The organism is Paenibacillus sp. JT22N12 (genome assembly GCF_056269365.1).
The window spans coordinates 190714-208602 of record NZ_JBWDNU010000004.1 but is presented as its reverse complement, the minus strand read 5'-3'; the positions used below and the strand labels follow the sequence as shown (position 1 = coordinate 208602).

Here is a 17889-nt window from a genome sequence, read left to right as displayed (position 1 = left end):
GGAAACCAGGAGATTATATCGTCGCTTTGCGCAGGAGCAGATAGGACACAGCCGCGAATATAACGATGAAAGGAAGCATCCACAGGATATAGTCGACAGCGGTCTGGTTCCCCATCCACTCAAAGATGGCAGGATACCAGTTCAGATAATTGGCCAGAAATCCCAGCACGGTACCCACCACCAGCACGATGCCTGAAACGATAAACATGCCGTTTTTCCCGGTACGCTTGTGTACCGCAGCGATCACGATCCCCAGATAGTGCATGAACAACAAGATGACAAGCGGCACCGTTAATTGATTAATGAGTGGACCATCGGTGATATACGGCAGATGAAAGAAATTCAGATCGCTCCCCCAGTCGTCCGTCCATCCTTCCACAAGACCAAGAAGAAACAGCATAATAGCGGATCCGATGCTAGACAGAAGGATCATGGCCGAGGTTCCCAGAAAGTAATCCGTTCGGCTTACACTCATGCCAAGCGCGAACGGAAATGTCTGTGCCAGCGTAATAATACCGGCTACAAACATATAAATGTAAATGGAGGCAAGCCCACCGGTCTTGAGAGGTTCTTCAATGAAAATACTGATACCCAGATTGACTACGAAGCTGGAAAGCATGACCAGCCAAGGGACGATAAACCACGACCATTTATCCCTGCTGTGCATTTTCACAACGCTTGCGACTCGGTTCATCAGACTTCGACCGCCTTTCTTTGCGTTTTGCCATTCGTCAGATAGATAATCAGCTGCTGGAGAGATACGGGAGCAAGCTCAAGTCCCAATGCTTGTGCCTGCCTGCGTTCCCCGGAATCCCAATGGCCCATTACGGTTGCTGTGACCAGATTGCCGAAAGGCTCCCGATGGATGACTTCCTTGCCGGCCGTGAAGGATTCAACAGCAGCTTTTGGCCCGGCCAAGGTGAACGCCCGGCCGCGCAGCGCCTCGGCATCCTCATCAATAATCAAGTTCCCGTTATCGATCACCATCACATGCTCCAGAATGCGGCTTACTTCATCGATGAGATGCGTGGACAGAATGACCGTCCGGGGATGCAGCGAATAATCTTCAAGCAGCCGGTCGTAAAACAGGCTGCGGGCCACCGCATCCAGGCCCAGGTAAGGCTCATCGAATATCGTGAGCGGCGCACGGCTTGCAAGACCGACAATAATGCCGACGGAGGAGAGCATCCCTCTGGAAAGCTTCTTCATTCTCCGTTTCAGCGGAAGCCGAAACTCCTCAGCAAGTGAAAGCGCATAGTTGTGATCCCAGTTGGGAAAGAAGGACGCAGATATATTCAGCACATCGATAATACGGTAAACATCGGGATATTTCTGGCTTTCCTTGATAAAACAAATTTGGCTGAGGACGCGGTTATTCTCGTAAGGATCTTCCCCGAATACTTTAAGCTCCCCGCTTGTGGCGAACAGCTGGGCGGTGATCATATGCATGATCGTCGTCTTCCCGGCCCCGTTCCTGCCCAGGAGTCCGTAGATTTTCTCTTCGTCCATGGAGAAGCTGACATTATTGACTGCCTTCATATCTCCATAAGCCTTCACCAACCGGTTCAACTCGACTACTTTACCCATCATGCATTGTCCCCTTTCCGGATCATGTCCGTTAACTGTTCGGCCGTGATGCCAAGCTTCTTCGCTTCCCGGACCATCGTGACCACAAACTCTTCGAAAAATTGTTCCTTCCGCTTCTCAATCACTTTCGCACGAGCGCCCTCTGCCACAAACATGCCAATCCCCCGCTTCTTATACAAAATCCCATCGTCAACAAGCATATTCACACCTTTCGCCGCTGTTGCCGGATTTATCTGGTAAAAGGCGGCAAACTGGTTCGTCGAAAGAACCTGCGATTCCTCGGGCAGTACGCCCTCAATAATGTCATCTTCAATCCGTTCTGCGATCTGAACAAATATCGGCCGGCTGTCATCAATCAAAAATGCCATTTCTTTATCACCACCAAACTGGTTAACTACTCATGTAACTAACTATATAACTGAAAGATGTTGCTGTCAACAGATTTTCAAAAAAATAGGCTGCTTCCGGTCTTTCACACGGGTGCTATAAAATAATCTCCCCTGCCAGGCATGGCTTCACAGCGGATACAGGGCATAAAAAGAGAGGACAGCGATTAGCTCGCCATCCTCTGCAATTAAAAGAATATCAAGATTTTCTCCTCAACTTATGATTGGACATATGACAACAAAAAAAGACGGGAAGATATCATGTTCAGATATCTTCCCGTCTTTTCCTCACGCGTCGAGGCATCTCCGCTTGCCGATCTTGATTGGACTGCGCCGCGGCGCTTCTCCGATGCGTTCGTTTATTCCCGTTCAGCCGCCGATTTCGTCCATATTGGCCAATTCATAAATCGCCCGGGCATAAATGGCTGTCGCCCGCAGCAAATCCTCAATCTCCATATACTCGTCCGGCTGATGCGCCATGTAGGCTCTTCCGGGAAACAGCGGGCCGAAGGCGACGCCGTTCGGAATCTGGGAGCCATAGGTTCCGCCCCCGGTGGATAGCAGCTCCGGCTCCAGACCGGAAGCTTCCTGATATACCCGCTGCAAAATCGGGATCATGGGATGATCAGCCGGTACCGCATGCGGTTTCTTCAGAATTGGCTGATCGACAATAAACCCGTAGCGGCCTGCCTTTTCCGCGATTTGCCGAAGAATCCAATTATCTTCTCCACAAGCGGGATAACGCAAATTCAGATGAAAGAAGGATTCGCCCTCCGGATCAAATGTCAGAATACCCGTATTAATGGTGAGAGAGCCCGTGATTGCATCCTGCATCTCCACTCCGAATTTACGCCCGAAGCTGTCGTGGTACATCGAATCGTCCACACAGGCGACGAACGACTCCGCATCCGGCTGATAACGGTATCCCCGCAGAAAATGCAGCAGCTCAAGGCCCGCATTGACGCCCTTCTGAGGCTCCATGCCGTGAGCGGATTTCCCGGCCATCGAGAAAACCATCTCCCCACCGCTGCTTTCAGTTCTGCCGGTCAGCCCCTCATTGGCGCAGTAAACCTCATAAGCTGCCGCCATCGCTGCCAATTCTTGTCTCTGCCCCCGCACGGTGGCTTGGGCAGCTTCTGGCACCATATTGGCGATGCCGCCGGCATCGAAACGTACCAGCTCGAACATCCCTGCCTCCGGCTCTGAATGCTCACCTGCACCCGGCGTGCGTTCCGATCTCTGCAAAATCAGCCTGGTGTTGATCTGCCCCTTCTCCGCATTGACGATCGGGAATTCGGCGTCCGGCGTAAATCCGCACAGCGGCGGCGGTTCCAGCTCCCGATAACGCTGCATGCAGGAGCTGGCATGCTCCTCGTCCGTTCCGAAAATCAGACGGACATTATGCTTCAGCGGCAATCCCAGACGCTTTACAATGACAAGCGCGTAGAAAGCGGCCATCGCCGGCCCCTTATCATCAATTGCGCCTCTGGCGAAAATCCGGCCGTCCCGGATGGACGGCTCGAAGGGAGGAGTTAACCATGCACCCGTCGCCGGAACAACATCAAGATGGCTCAGCAAGGCAATATATTCCTTAGCTCCGGGAGCGGAAGGCCCGTACTCCGCATAACCGGCGTAGCCTTCCAGATTGCGGACGTGGAATCCTTCCCTTGCGGATAAATCCAGCATAAACTGCAGCGCCTCGGAGATCCCTTTCCCCATGGGCTGTCCCACAGCGCTCGAACCCGGATCCTTCACGCTTTCGTAGCGCAATAAAGCAACAAGATCGGCCAGCAGCCGATCTTTGCTCCTCATCACTTCATCCAACCAATCGATGCCGGAATTATTGTCCATCGCTTGCCTCCTGCTTCAGGCGGTTCTGTGCCATCTCTCCATCTCCATACAGATGGCAGGCTACCCAATGGTTCGGACGCGCCTCCCGCCACTGCGGCACCGTCTTCGCGCACTCTTCCGTAGCGAACGGACATCTCGTGCGGAACCGGCACCCGCTCGGCGGATCGATGGGGCTTGGCAAATCACCCTGCAGCAGAACCCGCTCTTCACGGCTTCGTTCCAGATGAGGGTCGGGCACGGGAATCGCGGACAATAGCGCCCGTGTATAAGGATGCAGCGGCTCTTCGAATATTTCATCGCTGTCCGCCAGCTCCACCATATTGCCCAGATACATAACGCCGATGCGATCGCTGATATGCTTGACCATCGACAGGTCATGCGCGATGAACAAATAAGTCAGACCCAGCTCGCGCTGCAGCTTGCGCAGCAGGTTCACGACCTGCGCCTGGATGGACACATCCAGCGCCGAGATGGGCTCATCCGCTATAATAAACTCCGGATCTACCGCAAGCGCGCGGGCAATGCCGATCCGCTGCCGCTGTCCGCCCGAGAACTCGTGCGGGAAGCGTTTGGCATGATCCTTGTTCAGTCCGACCAGCTCCAGCAGCTCGATGACCCTATTATGACGCTCCGTGCGGTTCTTCGCCAATCCGTGCGCATCCATGCCTTCGGCTATCAGATCCTCTACCGACATCCTCGGATTCAGGGACGCATAGGGATCCTGGAAAATCATCTGGACGCTGCGGCTCAGCTTCTTCAATTCAGCCTTCGATTTCTTGCCGTGGACCGGCTCCCCCGCGAACTTGACGGAGCCTCCCGTCGCTTCATACAGGCGGATCAGCGTCCGTCCAAGCGTGGACTTCCCGCAGCCTGATTCACCGACCAGTCCTAGGGTCTCCCCCTTGTATATGTCAAATGTGACGTCTTCAACCGCCTTCAGTGTCTGTCCGCCGCCTACGTGAAAATATTTTTTCAAATGATCCACTTCAACCAGAACTTTTTTATCCTTCGGCATTATTGCTCACCTCCTGCACTTGCCGGACGGGCAACCTTCGGCGCGCGCGGGTCCTGCAGCCAGCATGCCGCCCGGTGCGTGGGGGAGTGCTCCGTCTGCTCCGGCATATGGGCAAAGCAAACTTCCATCGCATGTGCGCAGCGCGCGGCGAACGGGCATCCCACAGGCGGATGCATCATATCCGGAGGCGTACCCGGGATAGATATCAGCTCGTCCGATTTCTCATGGAGCTTGGGCATGGATGCCAGAAGCCCCCATGTATAAGGATGACGGGACTCGTAGAACACTTCGTCTACCGTTCCGGTCTCGACAATCTTTCCCCCATACATGATCGCGACCCGATCCGCCATATTCGCGACGACACCCAGATCATGCGTAATCAGAATGATCGAAGTTCCCGTCTCCCTCTGGAGCCTGCGCATCAAATCCAGAATCTGGGCCTGAATCGTAACGTCAAGCGCCGTGGTCGGCTCATCTGCGATCAGCACCTTCGGATCGCAGGCAAGCGCCATGGCGATCACGACGCGCTGTCTCATCCCGCCGGACAGTTGATGCGGGTACTGCTTCATCCGCTTATCCGGATTCGGAATCCCGACCAGGGCAAGCAGCTCCATGACTCTTTGGACCGCATCGCTCTTGCCGAGCTTCCGGTGCTTCTGAATCACTTCCAGGATCTGTTTGCCGATGGTTAGCGTCGGATTGAGCGAAGTCATCGGGTCCTGGAAGATCATCGAGATCTCCGAACCGCGGATCTCCTGCATTTGTCTCTCCGGCAGGGAAGCCAAATCCTTGTCTTCGAACCGGATTTCCCCCTGCTTGATGCGGGCGGAGCGGGCCAGCAGCCCCATGATGCTTTTCGAGGTCACCGATTTGCCCGAACCGGACTCACCGACAATTGCCAGCGTTTCACCCTTCTCCAGAGAGAAGTCGACTCCCCTGACCGCATGAACTTCACCGATATAGGTATAGAAGCTGACTTCCAAATCTTTAACCTGCAGCAATGCACCCATGGTATTCCTCCTCTCCGCCTTTATTTTCTCATTCGTGGATCAAGCGCATCGCGCAGGCCGTCTCCGAGAATATTAAATGTTACCATCAACGCCACAATAACAACGACCGGCATCATCAGCAAATAATAGTGCGAGTTAATCATTTGGAAGCCGTCTTGAATGAGGACGCCAAGCGATGCTTTCGGCGCCTGAAGCCCAAGTCCAATGAAGCTCAGGAACGCCTCCGTGAAAATCGCGGTCGGGATGGTGAACATCGTATTGATGACAACGATCCCGATCGTGTTGGGAATCATGTGCTTGAACACGATCCGCGTCCCCGATGTGCCAAGCGTTCTTGCAGCCAGCACGAATTCCTGCGACTTCAGCTTCAGCACCTGCGCGCGCACCAGACGGGCCATGTTCACCCAGCCTGTAATGGACATCGCAATCATAATGGTAAATATATCCGCTTTCATGATCATGAGCAGCAAAATAATGATGATCAGGCTTGGAACGCCAATAAGAATTTCAACGATACGCTGCATGACGTTGTCTACTTTGCCGCCGGCAATAGCGGAGATGGCGCCGTAGGCCACACCTACAATCAAATCCAGCGCGGCTGCGAGTACGGCGATAAGCAGCGATATCCGGGTTCCGTACCAGACTCTTGCCCATTGATCGCGGCCGAATTTATCCGTGCCGAACCAGTGCTCGGCATTGGGCTTCTGGAAGGCAACGGAGTAGTCCGTCGCAAAATAGCTGTAAGAGGTCAACCATGGTCCAATAATCGCCAGAATGACCAGTATGGCAAGAATGAACAGGCTGATCATGGCTGCTTTGTTCTGCTTCAGGCGTATCCAGCTGTCCTGGAAGGCCGATAAAGGCGGGCGGGAAATCTTCTCCTGATCCTCCGCCTTCGCCTTGGCGGGAACAAACAAGCTGTCTATATTGTGCTGCAAGCTTCACTCACTCCTTTCCTCCCGCAAGACGGATGCGCGGATCGATCAGACTGTAGAGCACGTCTACAATCAGCATAACAAGTACATAAAAGGCGCTATAAAAAATGGTAATTCCCATAATCGTCGAATAGTCGTTCATCTTGATGGAATCGACAAACAAGCTGCCGATGCCGGGAATTCCGAAGATGTTCTCAATGACGAGGGAGCCGGTCAATAAACCGACGACGATCGGTCCCAGAACGGTAATAACGGGAATAAGCGAATTGCGCATCGCGTGGCGGAACAGCACCGTCATCCGGCCAAGCCCTTTGGCCCGGGCTGTCGTAATATAATCCTGCTGCAGCACCTCGATCATCTCTGTCCGGACGAACCGGGCAATGACCGCGATGACCCCGACGGACAGGGCGAGCGAAGGGAGCACGGAGCTTGAATAGCTTTCCCAGAAGGCGACGGGAAACAGCCCCCATTTGAGACCTGCATAATATTGAAGCAGCGCAGCGAGCACGAAGTTGGGAACCGATACCCCAAGCACAGCGACAACGGTCGTGAAGTAATCCCACATCGTATTATGGCGATAGGCTGCAATCATCCCGAGTATCAGACCCAGCGCAAGCCCCAGTACAATCGCCTGCAGTCCAATTAACGCGGACGGGCCGATGCGGTTGAAAATAATGTCTTTGACCGGCTGCCCCGTATAGAAGAAAGAGGTGCCCAGATCGCCTTTGGCGACATTGCCCACATATTTCACATACTGCACCATGACCGGATCATTCAGGCCATACCGCTCGTAAATGATCTCACGCTGCTCGACAGGAAGCTTGGCCAGCTTCTCCTCATCGAACGGCGTTCCCGGCAGCTGCTTCATGAGGAAGAAGGTAGCCGTCAGAATGATAAATAAAGTCAGAATCAAATAAATAATCCTGACAACGAGATACCGCTTCATTTGTTCACCCCTTTGCACCGAATAATGGGGAAGGAGAGAATCTCCTCCCCTTCCCTCATAATCCTTTGCGCAATCCTTATTTTTTCGTTACATATTTGAATTCAACCGGGTTGGCATATGGGTGGTAAATCAAACCTTCCACATTGGGTTTAATCAACTGCGCTACCCCTCTGTGATAGATCGGAGCCGTAACCACATCGGTTTGAACCAGTAGCTTCTCGGCTTGAAGCAGAAGATCGGTACGTTTTTTATCATCCGTTTCACTTTTGGCGGAGGCAATCAACCCGTCATACTGCTTGCTCTCGTAGTTGCCGCGGTACGGTGAATGATTGCTCCACAGATCCAGGTAAGTCATAGCATCATCGTAATCGGCGCCCCAGGCGGTGATCCCGAATTGATAATTGCTGTTGTCCATCAGCTCATTGCGCGCTTTTACGGTTTTGGTATCGATGGCAACATCGATGCCGAGGTTCGTTTTGAACTCGCTTTGCAGGAACGTAGCGACGTCTCTGGTCTCCGAATCATCCGCTACGAGCAGCGTAAGCTTCGGCGTTTTACCCAATTCCTTCACGCCTTGCTCCCAGTAGGTTTTCGCTTGCGCGGCATCCACCTTGAACAGATCGCCTTGAAGCTCGCGGAAGGTCTTCTCGCCATCGCCGCTCATCATCTCTGGAACCATGCCGACTGCGCCTTTAGCGCCGTTCTTCAGGACATTATCAGCCAGCGAGCTCGTATCGTAAGCAAGCTCCAGCGCTTTGCGGATATTCACATTGGACACGCCGTCCGCCTTCAGGTTGAACTGCAGATAGGTCGTCCGGAAATTAATCAATTGGGAGAACTCCGCATTATCCTTATTGCTGTCCACATCGGTAGCGCTGAGCAGGACACGGTCCAGATCTCCGGCTTTGTATGCGTTCAGCGCAGTGCTTTGTTCTTTAATCACGCGGACATTTACACTATCCAGATGGACATTTGCCGCATCCCAATAATCTTTGTTTTTCTCAAGGGTCGCTCCGGAAGCCGGATCGAATTTCGTCAGAACGAACGGTCCTTGATACAGCACGCTTTGCGGATCCAATCCGTAGCCTGCTCCTTTGGACTTCACGAATTCTTCATTCAGCGGGAAGAAGACCGACATCGCCGTCAAGCGAAGGAAATAAGGAGTCGGTTTTTTCAGCTGAACGACCAGGGTTTTGTCATCTTTGGCCTGAATGCCCACTTGATCGGCGCTGCCCTTGCCGCTTGCGTATTCTTCGCCGCCGGTGATGTAATCGGTCATGATAAAAGCATAACCGTTCTTGGAGGTTTCGGCGTTCATTTCAGCCAGCCATGCATATTTGAAGTCAGCCGCCGTAATCGGCGTGCCGTTGCTCCATTTGAGACCGTCCCGGAGCGTGAACGTGTAAGTCAGCTTGTCATCCGAGATGCTGACTCCTTGAGCCAGCGCCTCTACCGGATTATTATCTTTATCCAGACGGTACAGGCCTTCTCCGACATTGTTCAGAATCGTCCAGGAAATATCGTCGGAAGCGGACAGCTGGTTCAAATCCTTCATCTCGTTCTCGACATACAAATTCAAGGTTTGAGCCGCGGCAGGCGGCGCAGCGTTCGTATCATTCGTATCCGTTCCTGTGGACGGCGAATTCGTATTGCCTCCCGAGAAATTGCAGCCTGTCAGAACGACCGTAAGAATCAAGACAAAGCTGAGCGAAGCTAACCATTTGTTCTTCTTCATTCCGTTCACCTCATGATGTTTTTTTTACAGCCGGAAGGCTGCTTTGTTCTCGCCGACTATAATGCCGTTATCATTGCGGATTTCTATAGGGGTTAGTTTATACATGCGGCGAATCGTCTCTTTATTCGAGTATCCGATTTGCTCCAGAATTGAAGCGACAATGATCGGCCAAGGGTTCTCCGAGCCGTCAATGACCTTGAGCGCGAAAGCGATCCGCTCTTTTTTGAGACCAAAGGCATAGAAGCCCTTCGCTCCGCCTTTCGCTACAATATTGGGATCCCGCAGCAATTCGGAACAGATGAAACCGTGACTTGCGACCATATCCGGGTGGGCGTTCATATAACCCGTAATTTGAATAGCCGCCTCGCGGACCGATTCATCGGCAATCAGATCCGGACAGGCAAGCTTCAGATAGGCGCTTGCGCTGAATTTCAGAGGCAAGGCGAATACGGGAAAGCCGCATCCGTCGACAGCGATATGAATATCTTCAACCGGACATCCCGATAATTCGGACAAAACCTTCAAAATGCGCTGCTGCACGGGATGCTGGATGTCACCGTAATTTTCGGTCGGATATCCCATCACCTTGCATAAGGCAAGTATGCCCAAATGTTTGCCGGAACAATTGTGGCAGATGCGCCTTGGAGGCAGGCCCTTCATCAGGTAATCGAGCTTCGGCTCGTCGTTCAGGGGAATCGTGGGGTGGGTAATCAATTGCGATTCCGATATGCCCGTTTTCCGGAGAATGGACTCCAGCGCGCTTATCTGGTATTTCTCGCCTCTTTGCGAGGCTGCGAAGAGCGCCGCCTCTTCCCCGGCCAATCCGAATGTCTCGACAACCTTGCCCTGCATAACGGGAATGGCCTGGAACGGTTTGGCGGAAGAACGGAGAAATGCCGGATGGTCCGCGTTGCCGACCTCGTACAGGACCTCACCAAATTCATTCACGCCGCAAAGAACACCCATATGAACATTTTCCAGTACGCTGCCGCGGTACTGCTCGACCAAAGCGCTCAATTTCATTTTTCTCACACTTTCTTTAAGGTTGTTTGTCTAACTGTAAAGCGAGTGCGCCGGCTCCCATCACGATCGCCTGCCCCGCAAGCTCGGAAGCGATCACCTTCAGCGAGTCCCTGAACTGCTCCCAAATCACGGTCCTGCACTGTTCCTGAATCAGCTCCAGAATTTCTCCGTAATTCTCCACCAGGTCTCCGCTGATAATGACCGTGTCGGGGTTGTACAGGCAGACAATATTATTGATCGTGATCCCGATGTAAAGCGATGTGCGGTGCATAATTTCCATTGCCCACGTCTCCTGGGCCCTCGCGGCTTCAAACAGCTGCATAATATCCTCGATCGGCTTGATTCTGCGGGCTTCGGCGAGCAGAGCGGATTCCTCGATGTAGGTTTGCAGACAGCCCCTTTTGCCGCATGAGCACAAGTTGCCGTTCGGATCCAGGGTTGTATGGCCCAGCTCCCCGGCGCTGTTGGAACCCCCGCGGAAGATCTCTCCGTTAATAATCAGGGAAGCCCCGATCCCGGTACCGACATTAATCAGCACGGTCTTATCCAGGCCTTTGGTTGAGCCGAACAAGTACTCCCCTAGAATCTTCACCTTCAAATCGTTGTCGATCACGGTATTGAAGCCGGTTGCTTCAAAAAGCATCGCCGACAAGGGAATGTTCCTCCATCCCAATGTCGCGGACAACAGGACAATGCCTCCGGCATGATCGATCACCCCGGGTGTCCCGACCCCGATGCCGGCAACCTTGGAGCGCTCTATTCCCCGATCCTCCAGACACTGCCGGACGGTCTGTGCGATAAGCGCAACCGTTGCTTCCGGCGCAGCCTCCTCGGCGGTATGGACGACCTGCTCCGTCAATACGAGCTTCTCGCTGAAGTCCATAACGCCGATCAGGATACGCTTCTTCTGGATATCCACACCAATGGAATATCTTCCGCCCGGTTCAATGTCCAGCTTGATCGCTTTGCGCCCTACGCCGGTGGAGGTGAGTGACGTCTCTTTAACCAGACCTTCCCCGCTTAGCTCGTTCACGATACGACCGATTGAAGTGGCGCTCATTTTTGTTGCCTTGGATATCTCTGCGCGGGAGATAGGCCGGTGTTTGCGGATGACCTCGAGTACCAATTGCTTGTTATGCAGCTTGATTACCTCTTGGTCCTGCTTCACCATTTGCTTTATATCCACTCCCAAAACAACCTCCATCCATTTAATAACACGGTGTTATTAATTAGGCCGAAAAAAAATAAATTTCCACAATAAACCGATTTTTTGCCCCCCTGTTGGACAATCACAGAGCATGTTCGCTAATAATTAATAACATCATGTTAATAATGCAATAGTAACAGCCCTATTTCCATTCGTCAATTCCTTTTCTTTGGTATGTAATATTTATGTTATATATTTTTTAATCTAGCGTTAGTTTATATGACACTTTCTCTCCGGAACGTCTAACCGCATCGAACGATAATCGTAGGAAAAAGCAAAAACCGGCCGCCTCACAGGCTGCCGGTTCCTCCGCCGATTACGATTGCCGCGTGTGCCAGAGCCCCGGGCTGGACTACGACTGAAGCGCCGCCGGCTGTTCCGCCGGCTCCACCAGCGCCTGTTTCTCCCAGGCTCTGCTTCTCCATCTGAACCACATAATGATGCCGCGGATCCATTCATCAGCCGCAATGGCGAGCCATACGCCGGGCAGACCCATATCCAGCTTGAACACCAGCAGATAGCCAAGCGGCAGGCTCATGCAGACCATGGACAGGAAACCCATATATACGGTGAACTTGGCATCGCCCGCAGCCCGCAGCGAGTTGACGAGAACCAGGTTGAAGGACCGCCCGCTTTCCAGCACCATGCTGAAGATGATGACCTGCGAAGCCAGCAGGATAATTTGATGGTTATCGGTGAACAGTCCCACGATGGGAACGCGGAAAATAATGACGGCCACATCCACCAGCAGCGTAATCGCCACACTCCATTTCAGGCTGCTTAGAACTCTGCGGTACGCATCCTCCTGGCGTCCGGCTCCGATAAGACGGCCGACTACGATGGAGGTACCCATCCCGATCGCGATACTGAACAGGAACACATACTGCGAAATCGACATCGCATACTGCCTGGAGGCCAAAGCATTAGAGCCCAGGAAGGTAACATAATAGAGAAACACCATCTGGCAGCAGTGGTAGGTAATCTGCTCCACCGCCGCCGGAATGCCCACCTTGAGCATTTTGCGGATATATTCCCTGGAGAACGTCAGATAGTAGCGAAAAGCGATTCTGACCTCCATCACCCGGTACAGCATCCAGATAAACACAACGAGCGCGCAGGCCCTGCTGGCCACCGTGGATACCGCCGCGCCGGCGACACCCATCTCCGGAAAACCAAAGTGGCCGAATATGAGCGCATAATTGAATACGATATGCAGGACATTCATGCCTAGCGAGACCACCATGGATTCCTTGGTGAATCCATACGTCCGGATCACACTGGAGAACGCGTTGATGAGCGCCTGCACAAAAAGAAATCCGCCGACAATGCTCATATAGGTCTTGGCATGGACAAGCACCTGCCCGTGCAAATTCATCTCACCCAATATCGTCGGACCAAACAAAAACAGGCAAGAACTGACCGCAAGCCCCACTAACAGATTCAGCGTAATGGACAATCCCGCGATTTTGGAAGCCTCCGCCATTCTGCGCGCACCGATATATTGAGCCACAACAATGGAAGCTCCGTTGCCGATCACTTCCATGATCAGAATGCAGATAAACATATATTGGTTCACGACCCCGACCGCCGACACCGCATCGTCGGAGACGCCGCTCAGCATTAACGTATCGGCCGTACCCATCAGCATAAACAAAAATAATTCCAAAAATATCGGCCATGTCAGCTTGAACAGCTTCATACCGGATTCCATATCATCACCTGGTTCTTTCCTAAGGAGTCATTCATTTCAGCAATCGCTATCGTATCACAATTCCGGCTGAAATAGTGATGAGAATTTGTGTATATTAATGGGCAAAGTCATCAGCACAAAAAGGGAGGGAATGCGCAGCCATGATGGAGCCCAATCTTGCCGCATTGCATCCGGAGGAAACGATGGACAGGCACGCTTTCTTGCTTAACCTTCCTAAACATTCATCGAGCCGGAGATTGTTCGCTTCCTTCAGATATTCTGCGTATTCCAGATAAACTTCATTATCCACATTAACGATTCCAAAGCAGCTGCTATTGCGGAAGAGCGCTGGCTGAATGTCCATTGCGAGTGGAGCGAGCGGATCAGCGGACTTGACGAGGAGGATCTGATGGATCTGGATTATGCGGTCGCCAAGATCACCAGGATCTTCGGCAAGCTGGATTAATCGACCATGTTCGTGCATCTTTTCCAGTCAGCAGGCTCATAGGAAAAAGAGGCCGCTCATGAAGCAGGTATTTTCCCGCTTCAATAGCAGCCTCTTACTATAGTTTTGCAAATGTAATCCCGCCAGCGCCTAATGGAACGGCTCAATGACCGGGAAGCCGATCTTCTCAAACCGCAGCAGCTTGCGGGCGCGTTCCGGGAGATTCTCGTAGGTGTCCGATGGAATCTGGATCGTTCCGCTGTGCTTCCCGTTCGGCGCCGGCGCATAGATCATCGCGATATTCGGCCGCGGCCGGTCCGAGCGGTTCGGCGTACCGCGATGCCACATTCGGTCGTCGCGTATCATGATCGAGCCGGCAGGCATAAGCGCCTTGATGAAATGCATATGCTCGGCGAGCTTCTCTTTACTGTAGGCGCTGCGGCTGTAGCGGAAATCCGGATGAAGATGCGTGCCGCCTGGCCAGATTTCCATGGGCCCGTTCGTTTCGTCCGTATCGACAAGCGGGAAATTGACGACCAGATTGGAGATCGGCAGGTTCACCCCGCAGCGGTCACCGAAATGGGCGCTTGTGTCGGCATGCACCGGCTGGCTGTTGCGTCCGCCCGGCAGCGACGTGTTGGTCGCCAGATAATGCAGGATGCAGTCCTCTCCCAGCAGGCGGTCCAGCACTGCCGTAACGAACGGATGCGCGATGATGGATTCGTCGATGAAGGGCTGCTCGAAGGGCAAATACAGGCGGATATGGTTCGTTCCGTCATTGAAGCCGTTGTTAGGATTGTAAACTTCCTCGCCATGCTCCTCCAGATAGGGCTCCAGAATCTCCATGTAGCGGGTATAGAGCTTCTCCACCTTCTCGGCGTGCAGTACCCGTTCGAATATGACATATCCGTTGACTTCAATCAGATTGACGGCAAGCTCCACCGTTTCCGGCAAAAGACGGCCGCTGTCAATCTCGGCTTGGCTGATTTTCATCGTTTCATTACCACCCTTTGAATGAAATGAGGTTTGTAAGGAGGATTCCGCCCCGCGTGATAAGCTCTCCTGGCCGCTAACTGAAAAATTGGTCCGGTGTACCCTGCAAATCCTACAAGTCGGACAGAGGCAGCGGCTCGAAGGTCGTGGTCAGCACCTGGGTCTGCCCGGTCTGCGCCGACCTGTAGCCCGATTCGATAATATCGATTACATGACGCGCATGCTCGGCGGATGCCACGGAAGGCATATCCTCCTGTATCCAGTCGACAAGCTGCATAATATCCTCATAGACATGCGCTTCGCGAAGACCGTTGTGCGCGTCGGATACATGCGGCAGGCGGTCGTCCTCGCGCTTCAGATCCGTATCGCCGAATTTGGAGCCGATGATCGCCCCCTTGGTTCCATAAATATTTGGAGTCCACTCCGTAACGGAGCCGGCAATCGTCGCGTACACAACGGCGTGGAACGCATTGCCGAAATCAATCAGCAGGATCGTAGAGTCATCCATCTCCGTCAGGATCCGCTCCCCGCCGAACAAATGCTCCGGTATGCCGATACCCGACAGGGCGGTGACGCGCTTGGCCGGTCCGACAATCCCCGTCAGATCATGCAAGGGATAGACCGTGGCGTCATACATCGGTCCGCCGCCCGGCTTGCGGAAATACCAGCCGGGATTCACATTGCTGAGCACGTCGTCACCTGTGCGGACCTCTTCGCTCAGATGATAGGAGCCGTCTCCCATTGCGGTGCCCGTAATCGCCCAGGACAGCTGTCCAAGCGCCCCCTCCAGATAGAGCTTGCGCTTGCGTCTGGCCGCAGGATTGATCATCATCCCCGGCGAGGCCACGATCCGCACATTCCCGGAGGCCGCCCGGCGGATCAGATCGTCCGCCTCCACTACCGTCGTCGTCATCGTTTTATTGAAATGAACATGCTTGCCTGCCTCGATCGCCTGAACGCCCTGCTCGTAATGAAGGCCGATCGGGCTGCAGATCGTTACCAGATCCACATTCGGGTCCCGCAGCAATTCCTCATAGCTCTCATATCCTGCAGCTACCCCGAACTTGGCCGCAGCCGCAGCCGCTCTTTCCGGAACAGGATCGCATACGGCGGCAAGCCTGACTTTCTCCGCCGCATCCGGCAGGCCGAGGTGTGCCATTATTCTTGTCGCAATGGCTCCCGCACCGACAACGCCGATACCAAGTGGTCTACTCATCCTTTCGTCACATCCTTTTCGATTCTTCTCGATTCTTCTCTACTGTCACAAACAAGGCTCATCCGGGTACAGATCCTATCCTTTGACAGCGGAACCGACTGTCAGCGCCCGTTCTACCTGATCGCTGAAGAACAAGAAGACAATAACCATCGGCAGACTCGCAATCGTCATGACGGCGCCCATTCCGCCCCAGTCGGTGCTGTACTGTCCCTGGAAGAAAAGCAGCCCTAGCGGCAGCGTCTTCATCGCTTCGTCGGAAATCAAAATATACGCCAGCAAGAATTCATTCCACGCCCCCAGAAATTGAAAGATGGCGATGGTCGCGACTGCCGGCTTTACGATCGGTACGATAATACGGAAAAAAGTTCTGTAAATGCTGGCTCCGTCCATACACGCCGATTCCTCCAGCTCCACCGGAATACTCCGCATGAAGCCGTAGAAGATAAGCGACGAGAACGGCAGACCGAAGGCGATATACGGCACGATCAGAGCGCCGTACGTGTTCGCCAGATGAAAATTCTTCACCAGAATGGCCAGCGGAATCATAATGACCTGCAGCGGGATGAACATCCCGATCAGCATATAGATGCGCGCGCTCTCCCGCAGCCTCCACTCCATCCTGGCCACCGCGTAGGAGAACATCACCGACAGGATCAGAATGCCGGCGGTGCTCACCGTCGAGACGACCAGACTGTTCAGAAAGTAGCGGGGCACATTAAACTGCGTCCACGCATTAACATAGTTCTCCAGATGTAGATGAAGTGGTATGCCGAACGGGTTCGTAACAAAGATTTCATCGTTATTTTTAAGCGAATACGAAACCATCCAAAAGAGCGGATAGACGGAAATCAGAAAATAAATCCACAGCAGACTCTGCAGCAGCGTTTGTCCGGTCCTGATTCTGGTAAGCATGAGATTACCGTCAGCCCCCTTCTCCCGAATTAGTGGGTTATTCGTTCTTGTTGGAATAACCGGTTGATGATGACGGTGGCAAGCAGGCTGATCGCAACCAGAAATACAGATACCGCACAGGCATAGCCATAATCGAATTCGCTGAAGGCGTAGCGGTAAATCATGTACGTCAGCGTGTAATTGGTTGTTCCCGGCCCTCCGCTTGTCATGATAAGCATCTGGACGAACGCTCCGATCCCTCCCGTAATGGCGACGATCAGACAAAATTTGAATGTTTCCGCCATCAGCGGAATCGTGATTTTGCGGTGCGCCTGCCATTTCGTACAGCCGTCGATAATCGCAGCCTCCATATACTGCTCCGGAATCGACTTGATTCCCGCATAGAGTAGGCTGAATTGATAGCCCATGAACTGCCATGCATTGACGAAGGCAATCGCGATTATCGAGACGGATGGCGAGGTGAGCCAGTTTTGACGGTACGAAATCCCCAGGATATCGAACAATCGGTTGACCAATCCATTGGTGGGATCATAAATAGCGATCCACAGCTGACAGACCACTGTGACGGACAGCACAACCGGAATGAAGTAGCCGACCTTCAGCACCTTCCGTCCCTTGACTTTGATATCGGAGCAGACCAGGGCCAGGATAGTGCCCAGCCCGATCTGAAAGACAACCAGCACCAAGGCGAACAATCCGCCGTTCCGGAGCGAGGTGACAAGCAAAGGATCGTTGAACAGCTCGACGTAGTTGCTCAATCCGTTGAAGGTTCCCTCTCCGATCCCGTCCCAGTCGTAGAAGCTCCGGTACAGGGTTTGCGCCACCGGATAGGAGACGACCAGCGAATAGAGCAGCAGCGCCGGCAGGGCAAATGCGGCAATCGCCCATTTGTTGCCAAAATAGTTTCTCATCGTTGCTCATTCCAATCTATTGGTTAG

17 protein-coding genes are annotated in these 17889 nt (G+C 53.2%); all 17 read right to left on the bottom strand.

Features of this window, described 5'->3' with window-relative positions; all coding sequences use genetic code 11:
* Positions 1–13: 13 nt before the first annotated feature.
* Positions 14–694, bottom strand: a complete 681-nt coding sequence (locus tag AC0YOA_RS16555) for a hypothetical protein (RefSeq protein ID WP_475787523.1) — start codon at positions 692–694, stop codon at positions 14–16.
* Positions 694–1587 (bottom strand): ABC transporter ATP-binding protein, encoded by an 894-nt coding sequence (locus AC0YOA_RS16550; RefSeq protein WP_475771278.1) that lies wholly within the window; start codon positions 1585–1587, stop codon positions 694–696. The genes AC0YOA_RS16555 and AC0YOA_RS16550 overlap by 1 nt, the downstream gene beginning before the upstream one ends.
* Positions 1587–1955: a GntR family transcriptional regulator gene (locus AC0YOA_RS16545; RefSeq protein WP_210043703.1), complete on the bottom strand. Its 369-nt coding sequence runs from the start codon at positions 1953–1955 to the stop codon at positions 1587–1589. The genes AC0YOA_RS16550 and AC0YOA_RS16545 overlap by 1 nt, the downstream gene beginning before the upstream one ends.
* Before the next feature lie 387 nt (positions 1956–2342).
* Positions 2343–3824 carry a dipeptidase PepV gene (pepV, locus tag AC0YOA_RS16540; RefSeq protein WP_475787522.1) on the bottom strand — a complete coding sequence of 494 codons (1482 nt, stop codon included), beginning with the start codon at positions 3822–3824 and terminating at the stop codon, positions 2343–2345.
* Entirely contained in the window at positions 3814–4839 is a 1026-nt protein-coding gene (locus tag AC0YOA_RS16535; RefSeq protein WP_475787521.1) for an ABC transporter ATP-binding protein, read from the bottom strand. Before AC0YOA_RS16535 ends, pepV begins: the two co-directional genes overlap by 11 nt.
* Positions 4839–5849 carry an ABC transporter ATP-binding protein gene (locus AC0YOA_RS16530; RefSeq protein WP_210044955.1) on the bottom strand — a complete coding sequence of 337 codons (1011 nt, stop codon included), beginning with the start codon at positions 5847–5849 and terminating at the stop codon, positions 4839–4841. The genes AC0YOA_RS16535 and AC0YOA_RS16530 overlap by 1 nt, the downstream gene beginning before the upstream one ends.
* A gap of 20 nt (positions 5850–5869) precedes the next feature.
* Positions 5870–6787: an ABC transporter permease gene (locus AC0YOA_RS16525; RefSeq protein ID WP_210044956.1), complete on the bottom strand. Its 918-nt coding sequence runs from the start codon at positions 6785–6787 to the stop codon at positions 5870–5872.
* Positions 6788–6794: 7 nt separating this feature from the next.
* Complete coding sequence (locus AC0YOA_RS16520; protein ID WP_475787520.1) at positions 6795–7730, bottom strand: ABC transporter permease; 936 nt, start codon at positions 7728–7730, stop codon at positions 6795–6797.
* Between the two features lie 76 nt (positions 7731–7806).
* Positions 7807–9465: a peptide ABC transporter substrate-binding protein gene (locus AC0YOA_RS16515; RefSeq protein WP_475787519.1), complete on the bottom strand. Its 1659-nt coding sequence runs from the start codon at positions 9463–9465 to the stop codon at positions 7807–7809.
* Positions 9466–9489: 24 nt separating this feature from the next.
* A complete protein-coding gene (locus AC0YOA_RS16510) occupies positions 9490–10488 on the bottom strand; it encodes an asparaginase (protein ID WP_475787518.1) in 999 nt (332 codons plus the stop codon).
* A 16-nt stretch (positions 10489–10504) separates the two neighbouring features.
* Positions 10505–11674, bottom strand: coding sequence for an ROK family protein (locus AC0YOA_RS16505; RefSeq protein WP_475787517.1), 1170 nt, complete (start codon positions 11672–11674; stop codon positions 10505–10507).
* A 373-nt stretch (positions 11675–12047) separates the two neighbouring features.
* Positions 12048–13406: an MATE family efflux transporter gene (locus tag AC0YOA_RS16500; protein ID WP_475787516.1), complete on the bottom strand. Its 1359-nt coding sequence runs from the start codon at positions 13404–13406 to the stop codon at positions 12048–12050.
* 94 nt (positions 13407–13500) lie between these two features.
* Positions 13501–13869 (bottom strand): hypothetical protein, encoded by a 369-nt coding sequence (locus AC0YOA_RS16495; RefSeq protein WP_475787515.1) that lies wholly within the window; start codon positions 13867–13869, stop codon positions 13501–13503.
* A gap of 111 nt (positions 13870–13980) precedes the next feature.
* Positions 13981–14823 (bottom strand): phytanoyl-CoA dioxygenase family protein, encoded by an 843-nt coding sequence (locus tag AC0YOA_RS16490; protein ID WP_475771213.1) that lies wholly within the window; start codon positions 14821–14823, stop codon positions 13981–13983.
* Positions 14824–14935: 112 nt separating this feature from the next.
* A complete protein-coding gene (locus AC0YOA_RS16485) occupies positions 14936–16039 on the bottom strand; it encodes a Gfo/Idh/MocA family protein (RefSeq protein ID WP_475787514.1) in 1104 nt (367 codons plus the stop codon).
* Positions 16040–16114: 75 nt separating this feature from the next.
* Positions 16115–16951: a carbohydrate ABC transporter permease gene (locus tag AC0YOA_RS16480; protein ID WP_210044963.1), complete on the bottom strand. Its 837-nt coding sequence runs from the start codon at positions 16949–16951 to the stop codon at positions 16115–16117.
* Positions 16952–16980: 29 nt separating this feature from the next.
* Positions 16981–17862, bottom strand: a complete 882-nt coding sequence (locus AC0YOA_RS16475) for a carbohydrate ABC transporter permease (RefSeq protein WP_210044964.1) — start codon at positions 17860–17862, stop codon at positions 16981–16983.
* Positions 17863–17889: the final 27 nt, after the last annotated feature.